This is a genomic window from Mitsuokella multacida DSM 20544, from assembly GCF_000155955.1.
Lineage (GTDB): Bacteria > Bacillota > Negativicutes > Selenomonadales > Selenomonadaceae > Mitsuokella > Mitsuokella multacida.
In genome coordinates this window covers 239,701-260,326 of sequence record NZ_GG697141.2, presented here as the reverse complement: position 1 = coordinate 260,326, position 20,626 = coordinate 239,701, and the positions used below count along the sequence as shown (strand labels likewise).

Sequence of the window (20,626 nt, the reverse complement as noted above, 5' to 3'; positions counted from 1 at the left end):
CGTTCTATATGCTTGTCACAAATCTTAGTATTAACATTCGCTGTGAATCTATGATATCCTGCTTTAGATGACAAGTATTCGCATCAACTATCATATTGATAAATACTATCAATAAAAAGGAACAAGTCCTAATAAAAGGACTTGTTCCTTTACATATTACACGATTTAGTTTTTGATAGTATCACAAAGATACTTTCTCAATCAATGCGACCGTCTCGACGTGCGAGGTCATCGGGAACATGTCGACGGGCTGGACTTTCTTGGCTTTGTAGCCGAGCTGCTCGAGGACGGCGAGGTCGCGGGCGAGGCTGGCGGGGTTGCAGGAGACGTAGACGATGCGGTCGGGCTGCATGTTGGCGAAGGTCTTGAGGACGGTCTCGGTGCAGCCGGCGCGCGGCGGGTCGACGACGACGACATCGGCGCGCACGCCCTGCTTGTAGAGGCGCGGCATGACTTCGGTCGCGTCGCCGACGATAAATTCGGCGTTGCGGACATTGTTGTCGCGCGCATTCTTCTGCGCATCGAGGATGGCGGGCTTGACGATCTCGATGCCGTAGACCTCACGGGCTTTCTGCGCGAGGAACAGCGTGATCGTACCGGTGCCGCAGTAGGCATCGATGACAGTCTCCTCGCCCTTGAGGTTCGCGAATTCCAGCGCCTTGTTGTAGAGGACTTCGGCCTGCTTCGTGTTGACCTGGAAGAAGGAGCGCGGCGAGATGTGGAAGGTCAGGCGGCCGATGCGGTCGAGGATGGTCGGCTTGCCCCAGAGCAGGTTCGTCTCGCGGCCCATGATGACGTTGTTGCGGTACGTCTGGATGTTCTGGTGGATGCTGACGACGTGCGGCAGGCGCTTGCGCAGGGCCTTGACGAATTCCTTCTCGCGCGGCAGCTGCTTCGTGGCCGTGACGATGACGACCATGAGCTCGCCCTTCTCGCCGACGCGTCCGACGACGTGGCGCAGCACGCCCGTGTGGCGGTCCTCATTGTAGACGGGGATGCGCAGCTCTGTGATGATATCGCGCACGGCATTGACGATCTCGTTGTTGCCCTCTTTCTGGATGTGGCAGTCACGCGTGTCGATGATCTCGTGCGTGCCCTGCGCGAAGCAGCCGATGACGGTCTTGCCCTTGCAGCGGCCAATTGGGAACTGCATCTTATTGCGGTAATTCCACGGGCTCTCCGCGCCGAGCGTCGGCTCGACGAAGAGGTCCTTCTGGCCGCCAATGCGCGTGACGGCGTCGATGACCTGCTGGCGCTTGGCCTTGAGCTGAGCCATGTAGTCGAGGTGCTGGAGCTGGCAGCCGCCGCACTGCTCGTAGATGGGGCAGATTGGCGCGACGCGGTCGCGGCTCGCGCGCAGGACCTTGACGAGATGGCCTCTCGCGTACGTCTTCTTGACCTCGTCCACGGCGACCTCGACGGACTCGCCCGGCAGCGCACCCGGCACAAATACCGTAAATTCTTCGTAGCGCCCTACGCCCTCGCCGCTCGTGCCGAGCGTGCGGATCTCGATCTCATATGATTTTCCTTTTTCGACGGGAACTTTGTGTTTCATGATGGTTATCCTTTTGCAAATGTCAGTTTTTCAAAGAGTTCCTCTGGGCTAGCGAGGATGACCTTGGCGCCGTGCTCTACGAGCTCCTTCTCGGGTCGGAAGCCCCAGAGGACGCCGACGGGCAGGAAGCCGGCGTTGACGGCCGTGTCCATATCGACGCTCGTATCGCCAAAGTAAGCGACTTCTTCGGGTCTTACGCCGTACTCCTTGGCCATCATGAGGACTTTCTTCGGGTCCGGCTTGATGGGCAGGCCCGGGCGGTCGCCCATGACGGTCGTGAACGTGCCAGCAGGGAACATGCCGCCGATGATCTCGTCGGCGGCCTGCTGGTGCTTGTTGGTGCAGACGCCCATCGGGATGCCCTGCGCCTTGAGCTTATCGAGCATCGCCTGGATGCCCGGGAACGGCCCCGTATGGTCGCGGTGGTGCTCATAGATGGCCTGATAGCGCTTCATCGCTTCGAGCACGAAGGCCTCATCGGCGGCCTTCTCCTTCGGCAGCGTGCGCTCGATGAGCTTCTTGGAGCCATTGCCGAGGTAGTAGCGGTATTCGTCTAAAGGATGCGTCGGGAATCCGTAGGATGCGAGCATCTCATTGACGCTGATAGCCAGATCTTCGAGCGTGTCGACGAGCGTGCCGTCGAGGTCGAAGATGGCGGCTCTGTACTGCATGAGAATTCTCCTTTCTCTTTTCTCTTTGTCAAAAACCTTCCCCAGAGGGGAAGGCTTTGCTTGTGTCTATCCTGTTTTAGTCGGCGAGCTTCTCGGCGAGCATCTTGTTGACCATCTGCGGGTTTGCCTTGCCGCGCGTGGCCTTCATGACCTGGCCGACGAGGGCACCGATGGCCTTCTTCTTGCCGCCCTTGTACTCTTCGACGGCTTTCGGGTTCGCCGCAATCGCTGCGTCGACGGCCGCCTCGATGGCGCCCGTATCCGTGATCTGGACGAGGCCCTTGTCCTTGACGATCTTCTCCGGGTCGTCCTCGTTCGTCCACATCTCCTTGAAGACCTTCTTGGCGATCTTGCCGGAGATCGTATCCTTCATGATGAGACCGATCATCTTGCCGAGGCGCTCGGCACTGACCGGGGACTTCGTGATATCAATGCCGTCCTCATTGAGGTTCTTGGCGAGGTCGCCCATGATCCAGTTGGCCGCGAGCTTCGGGTCGGCGCCCGTCGCGACGACGGCGTCGAAATACTCTGCCATGGCGCGCGAGCTCGTGATGATGCCGGCATCGTAGTCCGACAGGCCGTATTCCTTCTCGAGGCGGGCGCGGCGGGCATCCGGCAGCTCCGGCAGCTCGCTACGGTACTTCTCGATCGTCTCCTCGCTCGTGACGATTGGCGGCAGGTCCGGCTCCGGCATGTAGCGGTAGTCGTGCGCATTCTCCTTGCTGCGCATCGAGAGCGTGATGCCGCGGGCCGGGTCGAACGTGCGCGTCTCCTGGACGATGTGGCCGCCGTCCTCGAGAACTTCCTGCTGGCGCTCGATCTCGTAGTTGATGGCATCCTCGAGGTTCTTGAAGGAGTTGATGTTCTTCATCTCCGTGCGGGTGCCGAGCTCTTCCGTGCCGGCCGGGCGCAGGGAGACGTTGATGTCGGCGCGCAGGTTGCCTTCTTCCATGCGGCAGTTCGAGACGTCGATGTACTCCATGATGGCCTTGATCTTCTCCATGTAGGCGCGGGCCTCTTCTGCCGAGCGCAGGTCCGGCTCCGAGACGATCTCGAGGAGTGGCACACCCGTGCGGTTGTAGTCGACGTTGCTCGTCGCGGAGTCCTTGATGGTCGTGCCCGAGTGGACGAGCTTGCCGGCGTCCTCCTCCATGTGGATGCGCGTCAGGCGGATGCGCTTCTTCTCGCCATCGACATCGATGTCGACCCAGCCGTGCTCAGCGATCGGCAGGTCGTACTGGGACGTCTGCCAGTTCTTCGGCAGGTCCGGATAGTAGTAGTTCTTGCGGTCGAACTTGCTGTACTTGTTGATCGTGCAGTTCGTCGCGAGGCCGGCCTTGATGCCGAACTCGACGACGCGCTTGTTGACCGTCGGCAGGACGCCCGGCAGGCCGAGGCAGACCGGGCAGACATGCGTGTTCTGCTCCGCGCCGAAGCCCGTGGCGCAGCCGCAGAAGATCTTCGTTTTCGTCTTGAGCTCGCAGTGGATCTCAAGGCCAATGACTGCTTCGTATTTCATCAGTGTTTCCCTCCCAGCTCAGGCATCTGCTTGTGGTAGTCCTGGCTCTGCTCATACGTGTAGGCCGTGCGGATCAACGTTTCCTCCGCGAGCGGCTTGCCGATGATCTGCAGGCCGATGGGCAGGCCCTTGCTGCTCTTGCCGCACGGGATGGAGATGCCTGGCAGGCCGGCGAGATTCAAGGGGACGGTGCAGACATCCTGCAGGTACATCTGCAGCGGGTCTGCGATCATCTCGCCGATCTTGAAGGCCGGCGTCGGGGCCGTCGGGGCCATGATGACATCGACCTTCTTGAAGGCTTCCGTGTAGTCCTGCTGGACGAGCGTGCGGACCTTGAGTGCCTTGAGGTAGTAGGCGTCGTAGTAGCCGGCGGAAAGCGCGTAGTTGCCGATCATGATGCGGCGCTTGACTTCCTCGCCGAACTTCTCGTCGCGCGTGTTCGTCATCATCTGGACGAGGTCCTCGCCGTCGACGCGCTCGCCGTAGCTGACGCCGTCGTAGCGCTCGAGGTTCGTCGCAGCCTCAGCCGGCGCGATGAGGTAGTACGTGGAAATCGCATACTCCGTATGCGGCAGGGAGATCTCGACGACTTCCGCGCCGAGTTCTTCGTACTTCTTGATGGCCGTGCGCACGGCCTGCTCGACCTCCGGGTCCATGCCCTCGACGAAGTACTCCTTCGGCAGGCCGATCTTGAGGCCCTTGACGTCCTCGACGAGGGACTTCGTGTAGTCCGGCACCTCTGCAGCGCTCGACGTGGAGTCCATCTCATCGTGGCCCGCGATGATGTTGAGCAGGTTCGCGCAGTCCGTGACGTCGCGCGTCAGCGGGCCGATCTGGTCGAGCGAGGACGCGTAGGCGACGAGGCCGTAGCGCGAGACGCGGCCATACGTCGGCTTCATGCCGACGACACCGCAGAAGGAAGCCGGCTGGCGGATGGATCCGCCCGTATCGGAGCCGAGCGCCCAGATGGCCGTGCCAGCGGCGACGGCTGCGGCACTGCCGCCCGAGGAGCCGCCCGGCACGCAGTCGAGGTTCCACGGGTTGTGCGTCACGTGGTAGGCCGAGTTCTCCGTCGAGCCGCCCATGGCGAATTCATCCATGTTGACCTTGCCGAGGATGACGGGATTCTCGGCCTTGATCTTCGTCATGACCGTCGCATCGTACGGCGGCACGAAGTGCTCGAGGATCTTCGAGGCGCACGTCGTCTTGACGCCCTTCGTGCAGATGTTGTCCTTGATGGCACCCGGGATGCCCTCGAGGAAGGAAATCGCCTCACCCGCTGCGATCTTCTTGTCGACGGCCTCTGCCTGCGCGAGCGCTTCCTCGCGCGTGACCGTCAGGTACGCCTCGACGTCACCCTCGACCTCATCGATGCGGCTGAGCACATCCTGCGTCAGCTCGACCGACGTGATCTCTTTGTTGACGAGCATGTCGTGCAGGACATGCGCCGGTTTATCATATAATCTCACAATCGTTCCCTCCGTCAGTCTCAGTCCTCAAGTACCTTCGGCACCTTGAAATAGCCGTCTTCCTGAAGCGGCGCATTCGCAAGCGCAGCTTCGCGCGGCAGCGACGGCTTGACGACATCCTCGCGGAAGACGTTCTGCATCGGCAGTGCGTACGTCGTCGGCTTGACATTCTCCGTATCGACTTTGGAAAGATTGTCCATATACGTCAGGATCGAGTCCATCTGCTGGATGTAGGTCTCTGCCTTGCCCTCCGGCACCGAGAGGCGGGAGAGGACAGCGACGTTCTCCAGATCTTCTTTCGTTACTTTCATGTTTTCACCATCCAAATCAATTTGCATGTTCATACTCGTGCGGAAAAACACTTTATCATTATAACACATTATGGGGCAGCAAAAAAGAGAGCCGCCCGCAGCGGACGGCTCAGAACATCGTGATGGGGTCGATATCGATGGCGACATCGGCGCGCAGGTGGAGCTGCTGCTCCTTGAGGAAATCATGCACGGCCGGAAGGTCCGCCGTCTTGATGAGCACGACGAAGCGGTAGATACCGCGGAAGCAGGCGATGACAGCGGGCGCCGGGCCGATGACCTGATGGCCCTCGCGTCCGGCGAAGGCGAGTTCGAAGGACTTGACGAGCGCCTCCGCCTCCGCCTTTGCCTTCACCTCCGACGCATTCTGGTAGAGCAGCTTGACGAGGCGGCTGTAGGGCGGGTAGAAGAGCTCCTGCCGCAAGGCGATCTCCTTGTGGAAGAAGCCCTCGTAGTCCTGACGGATGCCGCAGGTCACAGCATAGTGCGTCGGGTTGTAGGTCTGGATGACGACCTGGCCGCGCGTCTCGTGGCGGCCGGCGCGGCCCGCCGTCTGCGTGATCAGCATGAAGCAGCGCTCCGCCGCGCGGAAGTCCGGCATGTTGAGGCTCGAGTCCGCGCTGATGATGCCGACGGCCGTGACGTTGGGGATGTCGTGCCCCTTCGCGACCATCTGCGTGCCGAGCAGGATGTCGTACTCGCCGCGCCGGAAGCTCTCGAGGATCTCCTGATGCGCGAATTTCGTCGTCGTCGTGTCGCGGTCCATGCGGATGACGCGCGCCGACGGCACGAGCGCGGCGAGCTCCTGCTCGAGCTTCTCCGTGCCTGAGCCGAAGTACTTGATATAGCGGCTGCCGCACTTCGGGCAGACGTCCGGCACGGGCTCCTGCACATCGCAGTGGTGGCACTTGAGCTGGCCGTTGCGATGGTAGACGAGCGGCAGGCCGCAGTGGCGGCAGCGGATGACCTCGCCGCAGGAGCGGCACATGACGAACGTCGAAAAGCCGCGCCGGTTGAGCATGATGATGACCTGCTGGTGCCGCGCGATCGTCTTCTCGATGAGCTCCTGCAGTGCGCGCGAGATGATGTGACGGTTACCCATGCGCAGCTCCTGCCGCATGTCGACGCAGTGGATGACGGGCAGCGGGATGTCGCCGATGCGCCGCGGCATGACGAGCAGCGTGAGCTCCCCCTGCGCCGCGCGGAAGTACGACTCAAGCGACGGCGTCGCACTTCCGAGGAGCAGCACGGCCCCGTGGACGCGCGCGATCTTCTCGGCCACGACGCGCGCGTGGTAGCGCGGCGACTCATCCTGCTTATAGCTCATGTCCTGCTCCTCGTCGAGGATGACGAGCCCGATGTCGTCGGCCGGCGTGAAGAGCGCCGAGCGCGCGCCGATGATGATGCCAGCCTCATTGCGGCGCACGCGCAGGATGGCGTCGTTGCGCTCCGCGAGGCTCAGGCGGCTGTGCACGACGACGAGGTCGTCCGGGAAGTACGATTTGAAGGCCATGACGACCTGCCCCGTCAGCGCGATCTCCGGCACGAGCACGATGACGCGGCGGCCCGCCGCCCGCACGCGCTCCGCGAGCTCGATGTAGACCTGCGTCTTGCCACTGCCCGTGACGCCCTTCAGGAGGAAGCCCTGATACCGCGCCGCATCGATGGCAGGATAGACCTGCGCGACGACCTGCTGCTGGTCCTCCGTTAAGGCGACCTCTTCTTTTGAGGCTCTGGCATCGCGGTAGCTGTCGCGCAGCACGCGGCGCTGACGGATCTCGGCGAGGCCTGCCGCTTCGAGGTTGTGGACCGTCGCGAGGCTCACGTGCTGCGCTTTGAGCGCGGCGAGCGGCACCTCCGGCGTCTGCTGCAAGAGCTCTAAAAGATGCGCCTGCGCCTTCTTGCGACGGTACGAATCGAGCAGCCCCGGCGTGACTTCGCCGCAGAGCACGACGATCTTCTCGTACTGTGCCGCATCGCGCTTCTGCGCCTCGTAGACCTTGCGGACGATGTGGTACTTCAAGAGCTTCGCGAGCAGGTCATCGAGCTCTTCCTGCCACTCGGGCAAGGCCCGTCGGAGCTCCGCTTTCTTCTGCGGGCCCTCGCGCAGCAACGTATCGTAGATGGCGCGGCAGCCCCGCATCGCAAGCATCATGTGGTCCGGCTGGCTCTCGTCCGCCTCGTAGCGCACGGTAATGCGCAGGCCGCTCTTGCCCGGCATGAAGAGCCGCATGATCTCCGCCAGCGAGCAAAGGTAGAAGTCCGAGAGCCAGCGCGCGATCTCGATCATCTGCGGCGAGAACCAGCACTCCTCGTCGACCGCCGCGATGACGTCCTTGAGCGTGATGTTCTCGGGCGCCGCCGCGAGCTCATGCGTCTCGACGACGAAGCCTTCGACCTTGCGGCTGCCGAACGGCACGAAGACGCGCCAACCCGCCTCAATCTTCGAGAGCTCCTCTGGCACACGGTACGTATAGGCCCGCGCAATGCTCTTGACGGGGATATTCACGAAAACATCGGCTGTCTTCATCGACTCTTCTCTTCCTTCCTGAAATGCTAAGCTGCTGGATTGTATCTCTCTATTATAAGGGTTCCCCATCCCGCGGTCAAAAGACTACTCGACCGCCAGCCCGATATCGCTGCGCAGGCCGATGGCCTCGGCGATGTGCTGAGGGCCGAGCGCTGCGGCGGCTTCCGCCCCATCCTCAGGGTTCTCGAGGTCGGCAATCGTGCGCGCGACCTTGATGATCCTGTCGTAAGAGCGGGCCGAGAGACTCATGCGGCGGAAGGCCATCTCTAAGAGCGACTGCGCCTCCCCCGTCAGCTGGCAGGTCTCCCGCAGGATCGTGTGGTTCATCTGCGCATTGCAGAAACGCCCGTAGGGCTGCAGGCGCGCGAGCTGGCGCTGCCTTGCCCGCTCCACGCGGCCGCGTATCGTCGCCGAGTCCTCGGCGCGCCGCTTCGAGGCGAGCTCCTGATAAGCGACGCGCGGCACGCGGATGTGGATGTCGATGCGGTCGAGCAACGGCCCCGAGATTTTGCGCGTGTAGCGGCGGATCTCGCTCGGCGAGCACTCGCAGCTGCGCCCCCCCGACTCGTCGCCATAGTAGCCGCAAGGACAGGGATTCATCGCACAGATCAGGATCATGCTCGACGGGAACGTCAGCGTCGCATGGATGCGCGAGATCGTCACAGCGCGGTCCTCGAGCGGCTGACGCAAGACCTCGAGCGTCGCCTTCGAGAACTCCGGCAGCTCGTCGAGGAACAGCACGCCGTGATGCGCGAGCGTGACCTCGCCGGGCCGCGGTACGCTGCCGCCGCCGATCATCGCGACCATCGACGTCGTGTGGTGCGGACTGCGGAATGGCCGCTCCTGCACGAGGCCGCCGCCCTGTGGCAGGAGGCCCGCGATGCTGTAGATCTTCGTGACCTCGAGGGCCTCCTCACGCGAGAGGCGCGGCAGGATGGAGCTCAGGCGGCGCGCTAGCATCGTCTTGCCTGACCCCGGCACGCCAATCATCAAGAGATTGTGGCCGCCCGCCGCCGCGATTTCGAGCGCTCGCTTCGCTTGGAACTGCCCCTGCACATCGGCAAAGTCATCGCGAAGCACCGGGGCCGCTTCTTCCATAGACGGCACAGCTGGCGTAAGTGACTCCTGCCCGTTGCAGAACTGCACGACCTCGTGCAGGCAGTCGATCACGTAGACTGTCACGCCCTCGACGAGCAGCGCCTCATTGGCATTGCCGCGCGCAACGAAGACCGAGGTCAGCCCCTTCTCGCGCGCGGCGATGACCATCGGCAGGATACCGCGCACCGGACGGCACTCGCCCTCGAGCGAGAGTTCCGCCGCAAAGAACGAGGTCTGGAGGCAGTCTGCCGGCACGACGCCGTAGGCCGCCAAGAGGCCCACAGCAATCGGCAGGTCGAGTCCCGGGCTGTCCTTGCGGATGCCGGCCGGCGCGAGGTTTATCGTGACCTTCTCCTGCCGCAGCTGGATGCCGGAATTGCGTATGGCCGTGCGCACGCGCTCCTTCGACTCGCGCACCGCTGTGTCGGGCAGCCCGACAATGTCAAAGGCGGGCAGTCCCGCCGCCGAGTCGACTTCCACCGCGATGATGAGACCGTCGACGCCCATCGTCGTGCCGCCAAATGATCTTGCAAACAATCGCTCCCCCTCCAATCCTCTTTTTCCTCATCTCTTTTCTCACATAATCTGTCATGTCTCAAAGGCGCCAGGCAGATGCTCAATCTGCCAGCGCTCTCCTGCGCGATAGATTTCAATGACATCAAAACGACAGAGACAACCTTCAAGATGTCTCTGCCGCAAGAACCAGTGCGCAGACTGGATGATCTTCTGTTGTTTGCGATAGTCGACAGCAGCTGCCGGCCGGCCGAAGCGCTGCGTGCGCCGCGTCTTGACCTCGACAAAGGCCAGCATCCGCCCCTTGCTGGCCACGATGTCGATCTCTCCGCGCGGCGTGCGAAAATTGCGCGCAAGAATCTCGTAACCAGCCCGCTCTAGAAAAACGGCCGCGGCCTCTTCGCCCTGACGGCCAATCGTCGTCGTGTCCATAAGCCTCTCCGCATTCCCTATGATTGCCAAAATAATTATCAAACAATTCGTATAGTTCTATTATACGGGCTGCGGGGAAATGCGTCAAGCTTCATGGACGCCATCGTCACACATCAAAATCGTAGGCGATGGAACGCACGGGCTCGAAAGAGCGGCGGTGAATCGGGCACGGGCCGTACTTCTTGAGCGCCTCGATGTGCTGCGCCGTGCCGTAGCCCTTGTGCTGCGCGAAGCCGTACTCCGGGTAGATCTTGTCGTACTCATCCATGAGGCGGTCACGCGTGACCTTCGCGATGATCGAGGCCGCCGAAATCGAGGCGGACTTCGCATCGCCCTTGATGATCGACTCCGAGGGCATCGGCAGACGGTCGAGCGGCACCGCGTCAATCAGGACCTCCTGCGGCGCAGGCTGCAGCGAGAAGATGGCCTCGTACATGCCGTTGATTGTCGCCTGATAGATGTTGACGCGGTCGATCGTCTGCGCGTCGATGAGCGCCGTGCCGACCGCGATGGCCTTCTCCTGGATCTCATCGAAGAGCTCCTCGCGGACCTTCGCCGAGAGCTTCTTCGAGTCGTTGAGCTTCGGCAGGCAGAGGTCGTGCGGCAGGATGACGGCCGCCACCGAGACCGGCCCCGCAAGCGGGCCGCGGCCCGCCTCGTCGACGCCCGCCACGATCTCGTGGCCGCGCGCCCAAGCAGCGTGCTCGTAGGCGTAGAGCTTCAGCAGGCGCTCATGCTCCGCCTGCGCCTTTTCATAGCGGCGCACGAGGCGCGCCGCCGCCTTGCGCGGGTCCTCGCGGCAGGCGGCGAGGAATTCCTCACTGACCGGGCCCGCCGTCAAAGCTGCCTCGAGCTCCTTTATCGTGCAGTCTGCGACAGCCTTCATGCCTCATCCCCCCGCTCTTCACCGGCCGGTTCCGTTGCAGGGGCCTGCGGCACCTCATCGAGCGTGACAAGGCCGAGCTTGCCACTGCGGAACTCCGTCAGCACGATGTTCTGCGCCTTCTCGAGGTCGACCACGCCGCCCTTGACGAGGCAGCCGCGCTTGCGGCCAATGGCCTCGAGCAGCGCCAGCCCGTCTTCCGGCATCTCGCCCTTGAACTTGAATCGCTCCTGCAAGCGCTCCGGATAGTCGCGGCGCATGACCGAGAGCAAGAGCGCCGTGACCTGCTCGCGGTCGTAGATTTCATCGTTGATCGCGCCCGTGAACGCGAGCTTCAGGCCGACCGTCTGGTCCTCGAACTTCGGCCAGAGGATGCCCGGCGTGTCGAGCAGGTCGAGCGCCGCGCCGATCTTGATCCACTGCTTCGCGCGCGTCACGCCCGGCTTGTCCGCCGCCTTCGCCTTGACCGCACCGGCCAGGCGGTTTATGAGCGACGACTTGCCGACATTCGGGATGCCGAGGATCATGCAGCGCGCCGCGCGCGGACGACCGCCAGCCTTGACGAAGCGGTCCGTCTTCGGACGCGCGAGTTCCTCCGCCTTCGCGACGAGCTGCTTCATGCCGCGTCCCTTGACCGAGTCAATCGCAACCGCCGGAATGCCCTGCGCGCGGAAATACGCGAGCCAGCGCTTCGTGCTCGCCGCATCCGCGAGGTCCGACTTGTTGAGCGCGATGAGCCTTGGCTTGCCCTTGATGATCTCGGCGAGCATCGGGTTGGCACTGCTCGCCGGGATGCGCGCATCGAGCAGCTCGATGACAACATCGACGAGCTTGAGGTTCTCCTCGATGAGCCGCTGCGCCTTCTTCATATGGCCAGGGAACCACTGGATTCCCGGCAGGTCATTTCTTGTTTCTTTATCCATCTGTATCCTTATTCCTCCAAAATCTGCCCCATGGTGGGCAAGCCCATTTTCTCATCAACCGAGAGGTGTTTCCTTATAATAGAGAAAGACAGCTGTACCAACTTGTACAGCTATCTTTATTGTATCGGACTTCTTGCGCCTTGTAAAGTCAGGACAGTACGGGGCGCCCTCCCGAATATCATTTGTTCATCTCAATGTCATCAGTCCGGCACTACGAGTCCAGAGAGTGTAGAACAGTCTGTGTAAATCGGTATTGCACGAATATGCTTCATGACCTATACTGATGGTAATCGAAGATAAGGACGGACTGCTAGTATAGGGATGCAAGGGTTCCATTTTGTGAGGGAGGAGTTCTATGCCAACAATCAAATGGCTACTGAAGGAAAGTGGCCTGAGTAATCTGCGCTTACTCACCAGCTTTAATCACATCAACAGCCCCATTCGAAGCGTGAATGTTTTGGATAATCCAGATGTCAGCAAGTGGTTCAAGAAGGATGAGTTGATTTTAACGACAGGCTTTATATTTCTGGACAACCCAGAATTGCAGCGCAGTATTGTCCGCGACCTGAAAGAATTCGGATGCGCTGCACTTGCCATCAAGATTCGTCGTTACTTTCGGTCAATTCCAGAAGCCATCCTGGATGAAGCGGCAAAACTCGACTTCCCGATCATCGAGTTGCCTTTCTTCTACGGTTTTTCTACCATTTCTCAGGTTGTTTTCAATCAGCTAGATATCGAAGCGCATGCTCTGCCGATTGCACGGCAAGAATTCATCCAAAATTTCATGGATGATGTACTCAACCGTTCCTCTTGGGATGACCTGTTACAGAAACTCGCTGATTTCCTAGAAATGCCGGTAAGCCTGGTTGATGAACAAGAAATGCCACTCTGTTCTATTGCTCCAACAAATACGCTTCCAGATGATGAGTGGTTTCAGCGAATCATGGAAAATGCTTACAGCCAAGGTGTCACTGCCATAGAAAAACTAATGCTGAAAAACGCTACACACAAAATGCAGAGCATGGATCTTCCCAACCAAATGGGGAGACTTCTGATTTTTTATAAAAAAGATCAGGCGATTCCTCCAGAAGATTTCTGGCAATGTATCTTAAGACTATTAGCACTCGCCTTCGAGCAACAGAACTTCAGCCTTCAGAATCGCGAACATCATTCGTCTTTCTTTCTGCGTGTAGTCATGCAGAAACAGAAACTGACCGAACAGGAAATCAAGAATCTCTGCCTCTTTTACGGATTTGATTTTCACAAATCATGGATTTGCCTGACAACCAATCTGCCAGCGGTAAAAGGGCTTTCCAATGATATGATGTCCAAGATGAAGCAGGATGTCCTGCAAACAGCGGCTGGATTCTCTACTCCCTTCATCTGCACGAACAATAACATATTCTGTTGCTTTTTCTTATTCCCTACGGATTGCCATCCTCTCAAAGCGCTGCATACAGTACGCCAATTCGCTCGAGGACTGATAAAGAAATGGAAACCATATGCAAATTCTCCTATCCCCATCGGTATCAGCAGCTGCCATAACAGCGTAGCATCGATTCGCCAGTCCTTAGAGGAAAGCCTGACAGCACTGAATACCAATACCAAAGATACTGGTTCAATCCGCTCATACCTGCATCTCCTCCCTGCTCTTATGATAGGTAATCACCCCCAAAATCAGGCTATCCTGATCCGCAATTTCCTAGAGCCTGTCCTCCAATATGATCATGAGCATCATACCAATTTAACAGGAACACTCCGTGCTTATCTAAACGCAAACTACAATGCCAGCCTGGCAGCAAAGTCGATGTATCTGCACCGGAATACAACCATCAACCACATCGAGAAAATAAAAGAACTGCTGGACATCCAGTTTGACAACGCAGAAGAAAATCATCTGATTTACCTTGCGCTTCTCGCTCTCGATATCCAACAGTAAACTCCAGTGAATTCTTTTATTTTATAGGTTCATATGTCCGTGCGGAATCCTGCACCAAGCGAAGTATATTTCATGAGGAAATAATACGCTATACCCCCAATAAAAAATCCGAGGCACCATGCCAGCTTAACCTCTAGGAAAGCGGCGACAGCTCCTAGGCACATGGCAAGGATAGCGGCTTTATTGTATCCCGGCATAGATTCTTTTGAGGAATAAATCGTCGCAATATCAATTTCTTGCTTGCGCAGAATGTAGTACTCAATCAAGAGTATGGCAACAATTGGACCGAGGAATGCGGAATAGATGAGGATGAAGTAGGTCAACCCCATAGCCGAAGAATCCTGCACTAAGATCCACGGGCAGCTGCATACAGCAAGCACGCCAGTGATGATAACCGCCATACGATAGCGTACCTTCGTCAGGAGAACCGTGACATAGGTAGGCGGCACGATATTGGCAACCATATTTACAGCGACAGCACCCATGACGATGAATGCGGAAATGAATACACTGATTGACGGATTATTAACGACCATCGGAATGGCCTTTGCTGGGTTGGAAATCCCCGTTACCGATGCGAGCATAGCGCCGATGCAGAGGACGGTTCCATAAGCCAGAGCAATCGGACAGAAATACAGCAAGCCGCGTTTTCCATGGCTGATGCCAGGTTCCAGTTCGCGTGAATAATCCGCAGCAGAAAGAAAAATTGCCGCATAGTTACCCATGAATGCCATGATGAAGCCAAAGAATTCAATTCCCCAGGTTCCTTCCGCATCAACCCACGTACTGACGATTTCTGCACTATGCTGAGATAGAAGGATATAGAAGACATAGAGCAGTGCCAGCATAATGACAACCGAGATAATCGATTCTACCCATTTGATGGCCTTGAAACCAAAGAAAGAGAGGACAATCTGCACAGCTTGCATGACGATGAAGCACATGAATTGCTGATCGATGCCAGCAACAATCTTCAGTATCTCATTCAGTGCCGTTGCACCAATCCAGCTCTGGAAACCATACCATACGATGGCAGGGATGCCGCGGAGCAGTGATGAGATGATGCTGCCTTTGGCACCGAAGGACATGCGGAGCTGCATGACATACGGGATTCCTGTCTTATAGCCAAAACTATCATTCAGAGAAAAAATCACGGATATGATTGCAATGGCAATGAACGCCGCCGCCAGTGTCTGGTAGATATTCATCATGGCTGTACCCGCAACGACAAGACTTCCACCGAGAGTCATATTACCGAGATTTACACCATCTCCGAGCCACATCGACATATAGTTCCACGGATTGAGCTTCCGTTCCTCCGGCTTCTTGGGCAGCAGTGATTCATCGATTCCTGCTGCCTTGTTTATCGCTACACACATGGAGACCACTCCTTTTTCTGGTAATTCATGGTAGATTGTCATCCTTTGCACATGATCATGCGGCCACGCGGCGTGCCGATGATTTTCCCATCTCTCATGATGGTCTGTCCACGAAGGATTGTCTCATCGACAGCGCCTTTGAAGCGCGTCCCCATATAGGGGCTAACATGATGCTTGTAAAGGATATCGTCGGCTTTCAGGATGTATTCTCGATTCAGATCTATCAGTGCAAAATCTGCATCATAGCCTACCGCGATCTTTCCTTTTCCCTCAATCCGGAGAGATTTTGGCATGTTCTCACAGGTCAGCTTCATGATTCTTGCTAATGGCACTTTCCGCGCATGGTAGCCGTGCGTAAGCAGCCCTGTCAGCGTGTGCTGTACAGAAGCGATGCCACCCCATGCCTTCATGAAAGAAACGCCCTCTTTCAAAGATGGGTCGGACGGAGAGTGATCGGAGTCCACATAATCAATATCACCTGCCAAGAGATGTGCCCACATGAGTGGCTGGTTCTCCTTGCTGCGGACCGGCGGCGAGCATTTTGCCACTGGGCCGAGAGCTGCGACCTCTTCATCCGTCAGGATCAGGTACTGCCCGATCGTCTCTACTGATACATCGACACCTCTTACACGCGCTGCATTGATGATGTCGATGCTCTTGCCAAGGGATGCATGCGCGATGATCAGCTTGACGCCCGTTTCCTCGGCGAAGGTGATCATGCGCGTGATACTCTCAATCTCTGTGATGGGAGCATGTGCCGCAAAATACGCCCAGGCATCATCGCGTCCAGCTGCCGCCTGTTCAGCCCCGAGTTTTGCGGTCAGTGCATCATTTTCGCAATGGACCATGAGAGGGAGCCCGAGCTTCTTGATGATTTCCATGCCTTTAAGTGCGGAATAATCATCAATGCCCTTGAACTCTGGGATGCCGCTGTAGCAAGAGAATGCCTTGAATCCGACCACGCCACAGGCAGCCAATTCTTCGAGCCGGTCGAGATTGTCGGGCGTCAAGCCACCCCAGAACCCAAAATCCGTGTAGGAATCATGGCTGGCAATATCATATTTTTTCTGGAATTCTTCCTTATCGAGCAAGCAAGGACTGGAGTTGAGCGGCATATCGATGAATGTCGTGCCGCCACCAGCTGCAAGACCTGCGCTGCCGTCCTTGATGGTTTCCCATTCTGTACGGCCAGGCTCATCGAAATGCACGTGACCATCAAAAGTACCAGGGAACACTACTTTTCCCGTGGCATCGATTTCACGGTCTGCGGAGCCAGAAAGAGATGGCCCGATTTCAACAATCTTTTCTCCCTCGACAGCGATATCGACCTGCTGCATTCCCTCAGGAAGCATGACCTTGCCGCCACGGATCAGCAATGAATAAGTATTCGACATGGTAAAGCACCCCCATCATCCTTCTGCCCACTGTTTCTTTACGAATTTTCCAAAGCCTTTTTCACCGACCAATTTGCCATTTCGGGCCATGACTTTACCTCGCAGGATAGTGCAGACGGGAAGCCCCTGCCCTTTCATGCCGACAAAAGCAGAAATCTTATTGACATAGTACAGGGAATCTGCTGTGATTTCCCATTTGGCATCCGGGTCGAGGATGACCATGTCCGCATCGAACCCTGGACGGATGGCGCCCTTTTTGCCATAGAGTCCAAAGACACGGGCAGGGCCCTCGCCAATGGCATGGGCAATGACAGTTGGACTGATTCCCCGTTTGACAACACCTTCGCTATAGGCTGCCTGTATGGTACTCTGGATGCTCGAAATGCCACCCCATGCCCCAAAGATGCCATGCTTTTCCTCACTCTTTTCGCTGAGCTCACAGGGAGAGTGATCGGAACCGATGCAAGAAAGCGTGCCATCTTCAACATAATGCCAGAGCGCATCGACATCTTCTGCGCTGCGCAGAGGTGGTGCGCATTTGAAGAGGCTTCCATGCGCCAATACATCCTTATCGGTCATGCTCAGATAGTGCCCACAGGTCTCTGCCGTGACATCCACGCCATCGAGTTGTGCTTCCTTGATTGCCTGAGCGACCTTCGGATGGCTGACATGGCAGATATGCACTTTAGCACCAGTTTCTCTGGCACATTCGATGATATTCTGCGTCGCGATGAGCTCTGCAATGACCGGGCGTGAATCCAGGAAATCCTGCCAATCTGGCTTTGCTTTGCGCTTAGCTCGTTCTTCGCCCCATTTGATCAGGGAATAGTCCTCACAATGGAAACCGGCTCTCGCATCGAATTCCCTGAGGATCTCCATCGCTTCGCGCGCCTGACCAATGGTCAGCGGTACATAATCGGGAGAGACCGGCCCGATGAAACTCTTGAAGGCGACGCAGCCTTTTACATCGAGTTCTTTGAGGTCAGCAAAGTTATAGTCGACCAGTCCACCCCAGAAACAGTAATCGGTATAAGCCTGTGGCGCAACGATTTCCAGTTTCTTATCCATGATATTGCCATTGGTCATCGCCGGCTCATTCTGCAAGGGCATATCGATGATGGTCGTATAGCCGCCAACGATAGCAGCTGCTGTACCATGCGTGTAATCTTCGCGCCAATTATATCCTGGATCATTCAGGTGCGCATGGCTGTCAATGCCGCCAGGGAATACGTATTTCCCTTTTGCATCAATCACGTCTTTTGCCTCAAACGGCAGCCCCGGTGCAAAAATCGCGGCAATCATTTCGCCCTTCACGCCAACATTTGCGGAAAAAATCTGATCAGATGTGACAATCCTGCCATTCTTCACGACCAAATCAAACATCATCTTCGCCCCCATGATAATCACAGCTATACTAGCAGCTGTCACGCCTTACAGCGTATGGATCAAATCGTATAAGACTTCTGTCGCCTTGCCGAAGGACTCATACTCCGTATGCTCCTCCTGGCAATGACTGCGTCCATCTTTGCTCGGCACAAAGAGCATGACGGTATCATGATGCTGGCCGATGGCCAGTGCGTCATGACCAGCGCCACTTGGCATGCGGATGGCCTGGTAGCCATGTTTCTTGCAGGAATCTTCCATCATGTCCAGCATTGCACTGCTCATATCGACAGGCGTGATGCTGAGTTTTGTCTCGTACGAATACGATGCACCACATTTCGACGTTTCCTCTTCCAAAAGCGCCTGTATCTTCTTGGCAATCTTGTCGATGATCTCGTTCTTTGTCGAGCGGATATCGACACTGAAGGACATCTCCTGAGCAACGACATTCATGCCACCAGGGACGGCATGGATAAATCCGACCGTCGCCACGGTACCTGGTTCTTCAGCGCGCGCCAGATCCCCGATCTTGCTGATGACTTTCGTCGCAATATCGACAGCATCTTTGCGCATGTGCATCGGCGTCGTCCCTGCATGGTCCGAACGGCCATGTACTGTGAATAAGTAACGTTGAATGCCAACGATACAGTTGACAAGGCCAAACTCCAGTTTCTCTGCATCGAGGACAGGCCCCTGTTCAATGTGCATCTCGATATAATGGCCAATGCGGTTCTTGTCCCAGGCAGCCTCCGTAACCTTCTCTGGGTCCAGGCCATAACGCTGCATGGCGTCATAAACACTGATATCATCCCGGTCCTTGAAGCGCTTGCACTGTTCCACATCCATCTCACCAAGGATGGAATACGAACCAAAATAGCCCGTACCAAAGCGACATCCCTCTTCATCCATGAAGGCTACAACGACGAAATCCGTATCGAGCATCGCATTTTCTTCCTGCAAGATACGCGCCAACTCAATCGCTACCACCACGCCAGCGATACCATCGTAATCGCCGCCATTATATACAGAATCATAATGTGATCCGCAGACGATGGCCGGCAGGCTGCTGTCTTTGCCCTTGCGTGTGCCGATGATATTGCCGACACAGTCTTCCACCACATCAAGGCCAGCGTCTTTCATCGCTGCTTTCAGATATTCTGCCGCAGCTCTTGTTTCCTTGGAAAACGGCATACGCGTGCATCCCTTGCCCGGTGTTGCCGTAAAGGCTTTCAGGTCTTCCAGGTTCTTGCGGATGCGTGCCGTACTGATTTTCTTATCCATTGCGATTCTCCTTTATTTTCCCGGACTTGCCACAGGTCCAGGATTTGTTATAGCATCGATATAAGAGACAGCTGTCTCATCGTTGTAGACGCCTTTGTTGAATACGCCAAGGGCCTTGCTGGTGAGCATGCCAACCAGGACATCGACATCGACATTCATCAGTGTGCGGAACATACCCGAGAACCAGTCAATACCAATGAGGATGGCAACGGATTCGGTCGGAAGTCCCATCGTTGTAGCGAAGAAGGTGTAGACGACAATCATGCCACCTGGGACAACGATTGTTCCCATGCACATCAGGACGGCCAGCAAGATAGCCATGCCGAACTGCATCGGAGAGAGCGTGATTCCCGTGGACTGGCTCATGAAGAGGATGGCGAGGACATAGCACTGGACGGCACCGCAGCTATTCATCGACATCGTGATTGGACCAACGAAGTCTGTGACTTTGCGATCGACACCAAACTTTGTTACCATGTCTTCCATCTTGGTTGGCAGGCAGATTGCCGACGACGTTGTCGTCAGTGCCATCATCGACATCTTTCCATATTTGCTCGGCATTCTCATCGGATTGACGCCACAGATAGCCGCAACAGCAGGACAGTAGACAAGGAACTGGATCACATCACCGATGAGCAGGCAGCCAAGGAACTTGAGCATTGGCATGATGACGGCAAATCCCGTACCACCAGCTACATTTGCCAGCAGGCAGAAGATGCCGATTGGAGCGACCTTCATGACAGCCTTGATGATCTCCAAGATGACGCCATTGACAGCCGTCAGGAAATCCGTAACGATGGTAGTATGATGGTCACGCTGATAGATGCCTGTGCATGCACCAAAGAAGATAGAAAAGAGGATACATGGAACCATGGCGCCCGATGCCATCGATGAGAAAATATTCGTCGGCACAAAACCTACTAGTGTCTTCGTGATAGAAGTATCTGCTATCTGCGCAGTAGAAGCCGTGGTGCCAATATCGATACCAAGTCCCGGCTGGACCAAAAGGCCTAAGCCAAGTCCAAGGAAAGCAGACAACAAGGTAAAGACGACAATGCTCGCGAATACAACCAAGCCCATTTTCCCAGACCCATTCCCACCGAGTCCAGCAATGGCCCCGGCAACGGCTGTCATGACCAGTACGACAACTGACATCTGGATCAGGTTGATAAAGATATCACCAATGAATCTCAAGTTTGTTGCCCATGGGCCAACGACAGAACCAAAGATAATGCCGACAACTGTGGCAATGATGATCCACATGGTCAAAGAAAGCCCTGATTTGCCCTTCATAATATCGCTCCCTTTCTCGAAGCTTTCGTTCGTTTAAACAAAAAGAGCCTGAACAA

The 20,626-nt window shown here is 56.9% G+C and carries 16 protein-coding genes; 1 reads left to right on the top strand and 15 read right to left on the bottom strand.

The window, feature by feature from the left end; all coding sequences use genetic code 11:
- Positions 1-181 precede the first annotated feature (181 nt).
- The 10 genes from rlmD to ylqF form a co-directional block, all read right to left on the bottom strand.
- On the bottom strand, positions 182-1,555 hold the full coding sequence (rlmD, locus tag MITSMUL_RS01305; protein ID WP_005839231.1) for a 23S rRNA (uracil(1939)-C(5))-methyltransferase RlmD: 1,374 nt from the start codon (positions 1,553-1,555) through the stop codon (positions 182-184).
- Between the two features lie 5 nt (positions 1,556-1,560).
- Positions 1,561-2,226: an HAD family hydrolase gene (locus MITSMUL_RS01300; RefSeq protein ID WP_005839230.1), complete on the bottom strand. Its 666-nt coding sequence runs from the start codon at positions 2,224-2,226 to the stop codon at positions 1,561-1,563.
- 76 nt (positions 2,227-2,302) lie between these two features.
- A complete protein-coding gene (gatB, locus tag MITSMUL_RS01295; RefSeq protein WP_005839228.1) occupies positions 2,303-3,745 on the bottom strand; it encodes an Asp-tRNA(Asn)/Glu-tRNA(Gln) amidotransferase subunit GatB in 1,443 nt (480 codons plus the stop codon).
- The gene (gene gatA / locus MITSMUL_RS01290) at positions 3,745-5,214 is read right to left on the bottom strand and encodes an Asp-tRNA(Asn)/Glu-tRNA(Gln) amidotransferase subunit GatA (protein WP_040635256.1); all 1,470 of its coding nucleotides are present in this window, start codon (positions 5,212-5,214) and stop codon (positions 3,745-3,747) included. The genes gatB and gatA overlap by 1 nt, the downstream gene beginning before the upstream one ends.
- Positions 5,215-5,234: 20 nt before the next feature.
- On the bottom strand, positions 5,235-5,525 hold the full coding sequence (gatC, locus tag MITSMUL_RS01285; protein WP_040635254.1) for an Asp-tRNA(Asn)/Glu-tRNA(Gln) amidotransferase subunit GatC: 291 nt from the start codon (positions 5,523-5,525) through the stop codon (positions 5,235-5,237).
- A 109-nt stretch (positions 5,526-5,634) separates the two neighbouring features.
- Complete coding sequence (priA, locus tag MITSMUL_RS01280; RefSeq protein WP_040635253.1) at positions 5,635-8,052, bottom strand: replication restart helicase PriA; 2,418 nt, start codon at positions 8,050-8,052, stop codon at positions 5,635-5,637.
- An 84-nt stretch (positions 8,053-8,136) separates the two neighbouring features.
- Positions 8,137-9,687, bottom strand: a complete 1,551-nt coding sequence (locus MITSMUL_RS01275) for a YifB family Mg chelatase-like AAA ATPase (protein WP_040635252.1) — start codon at positions 9,685-9,687, stop codon at positions 8,137-8,139.
- A gap of 51 nt (positions 9,688-9,738) precedes the next feature.
- Positions 9,739-10,095 carry a YraN family protein gene (locus tag MITSMUL_RS01270; RefSeq protein ID WP_040635251.1) on the bottom strand — a complete coding sequence of 119 codons (357 nt, stop codon included), beginning with the start codon at positions 10,093-10,095 and terminating at the stop codon, positions 9,739-9,741.
- Between the two features lie 106 nt (positions 10,096-10,201).
- Positions 10,202-10,981, bottom strand: coding sequence for a ribonuclease HII (locus MITSMUL_RS01265; protein ID WP_005839216.1), 780 nt, complete (start codon positions 10,979-10,981; stop codon positions 10,202-10,204).
- Positions 10,978-11,901, bottom strand: a complete 924-nt coding sequence (gene ylqF, locus MITSMUL_RS01260; protein ID WP_005839214.1) for a ribosome biogenesis GTPase YlqF — start codon at positions 11,899-11,901, stop codon at positions 10,978-10,980. The genes MITSMUL_RS01265 and ylqF overlap by 4 nt, the downstream gene beginning before the upstream one ends.
- Before the next feature lie 355 nt (positions 11,902-12,256).
- On the opposite strand from ylqF, the gene MITSMUL_RS01255 reads away from it, so the two are divergent.
- Entirely contained in the window at positions 12,257-13,840 is a 1,584-nt protein-coding gene (locus tag MITSMUL_RS01255; RefSeq protein ID WP_005839210.1) for a PucR family transcriptional regulator, read from the top strand.
- Positions 13,841-13,869: 29 nt separating this feature from the next.
- Here the strand turns inward: MITSMUL_RS01255 and MITSMUL_RS01250 are convergent, their stop codons facing one another.
- The 5 genes from MITSMUL_RS01250 to MITSMUL_RS01230 are packed head-to-tail and all read right to left on the bottom strand — an operon-like array spanning position 13,870 to position 20,570.
- Positions 13,870-15,219: an NCS1 family transporter gene (locus MITSMUL_RS01250; RefSeq protein ID WP_040635249.1), complete on the bottom strand. Its 1,350-nt coding sequence runs from the start codon at positions 15,217-15,219 to the stop codon at positions 13,870-13,872.
- A 38-nt stretch (positions 15,220-15,257) separates the two neighbouring features.
- A complete protein-coding gene (gene allB, locus MITSMUL_RS01245) occupies positions 15,258-16,613 on the bottom strand; it encodes an allantoinase AllB (protein ID WP_005839206.1) in 1,356 nt (451 codons plus the stop codon).
- A 15-nt stretch (positions 16,614-16,628) separates the two neighbouring features.
- Complete coding sequence (gene allB, locus MITSMUL_RS01240) at positions 16,629-18,011, bottom strand: allantoinase AllB (protein ID WP_005839204.1); 1,383 nt, start codon at positions 18,009-18,011, stop codon at positions 16,629-16,631.
- Between the two features lie 33 nt (positions 18,012-18,044).
- Positions 18,045-19,277 (bottom strand): M20 family metallo-hydrolase, encoded by a 1,233-nt coding sequence (locus MITSMUL_RS01235; protein ID WP_005839202.1) that lies wholly within the window; start codon positions 19,275-19,277, stop codon positions 18,045-18,047.
- A gap of 12 nt (positions 19,278-19,289) precedes the next feature.
- Positions 19,290-20,570: a dicarboxylate/amino acid:cation symporter gene (locus MITSMUL_RS01230; RefSeq protein WP_005839200.1), complete on the bottom strand. Its 1,281-nt coding sequence runs from the start codon at positions 20,568-20,570 to the stop codon at positions 19,290-19,292.
- Positions 20,571-20,626: the final 56 nt, after the last annotated feature.

Excerpts from the sequence above, each read along its gene's own strand:
- MITSMUL_RS01300 (WP_005839230.1), bottom strand. The coding sequence starts at position 2,226 with ATGCAGTACAGAGCCGCCATCTTCGACCTCGACGGCACGCTCGTCGAC.
- MITSMUL_RS01265 (WP_005839216.1), bottom strand. The coding sequence starts at position 10,981 with ATGAAGGCTGTCGCAGACTGCACGATAAAGGAGCTCGAGGCAGCTTTG.
- priA (WP_040635253.1), bottom strand. The coding sequence starts at position 8,052 with ATGAAGACAGCCGATGTTTTCGTGAATATCCCCGTCAAGAGCATTGCG.
- MITSMUL_RS01230 (WP_005839200.1), bottom strand. The coding sequence starts at position 20,570 with ATGAAGGGCAAATCAGGGCTTTCTTTGACCATGTGGATCATCATTGCC.
- allB (WP_005839206.1), bottom strand. The coding sequence starts at position 16,613 with ATGTCGAATACTTATTCATTGCTGATCCGTGGCGGCAAGGTCATGCTT.
- MITSMUL_RS01250 (WP_040635249.1), bottom strand. The coding sequence starts at position 15,219 with ATGTGTGTAGCGATAAACAAGGCAGCAGGAATCGATGAATCACTGCTG.
- gatB (WP_005839228.1), bottom strand. The coding sequence starts at position 3,745 with ATGAAATACGAAGCAGTCATTGGCCTTGAGATCCACTGCGAGCTCAAG.
- gatC (WP_040635254.1), bottom strand. The coding sequence starts at position 5,525 with ATGAAAGTAACGAAAGAAGATCTGGAGAACGTCGCTGTCCTCTCCCGC.
- rlmD (WP_005839231.1), bottom strand. The coding sequence starts at position 1,555 with ATGAAACACAAAGTTCCCGTCGAAAAAGGAAAATCATATGAGATCGAG.
- MITSMUL_RS01255 (WP_005839210.1), top strand. The coding sequence starts at position 12,257 with ATGCCAACAATCAAATGGCTACTGAAGGAAAGTGGCCTGAGTAATCTG.
- ylqF (WP_005839214.1), bottom strand. The coding sequence starts at position 11,901 with ATGGATAAAGAAACAAGAAATGACCTGCCGGGAATCCAGTGGTTCCCT.
- MITSMUL_RS01270 (WP_040635251.1), bottom strand. The coding sequence starts at position 10,095 with ATGGACACGACGACGATTGGCCGTCAGGGCGAAGAGGCCGCGGCCGTT.
- allB (WP_005839204.1), bottom strand. The coding sequence starts at position 18,011 with ATGGGGGCGAAGATGATGTTTGATTTGGTCGTGAAGAATGGCAGGATT.
- MITSMUL_RS01235 (WP_005839202.1), bottom strand. The coding sequence starts at position 19,277 with ATGGATAAGAAAATCAGTACGGCACGCATCCGCAAGAACCTGGAAGAC.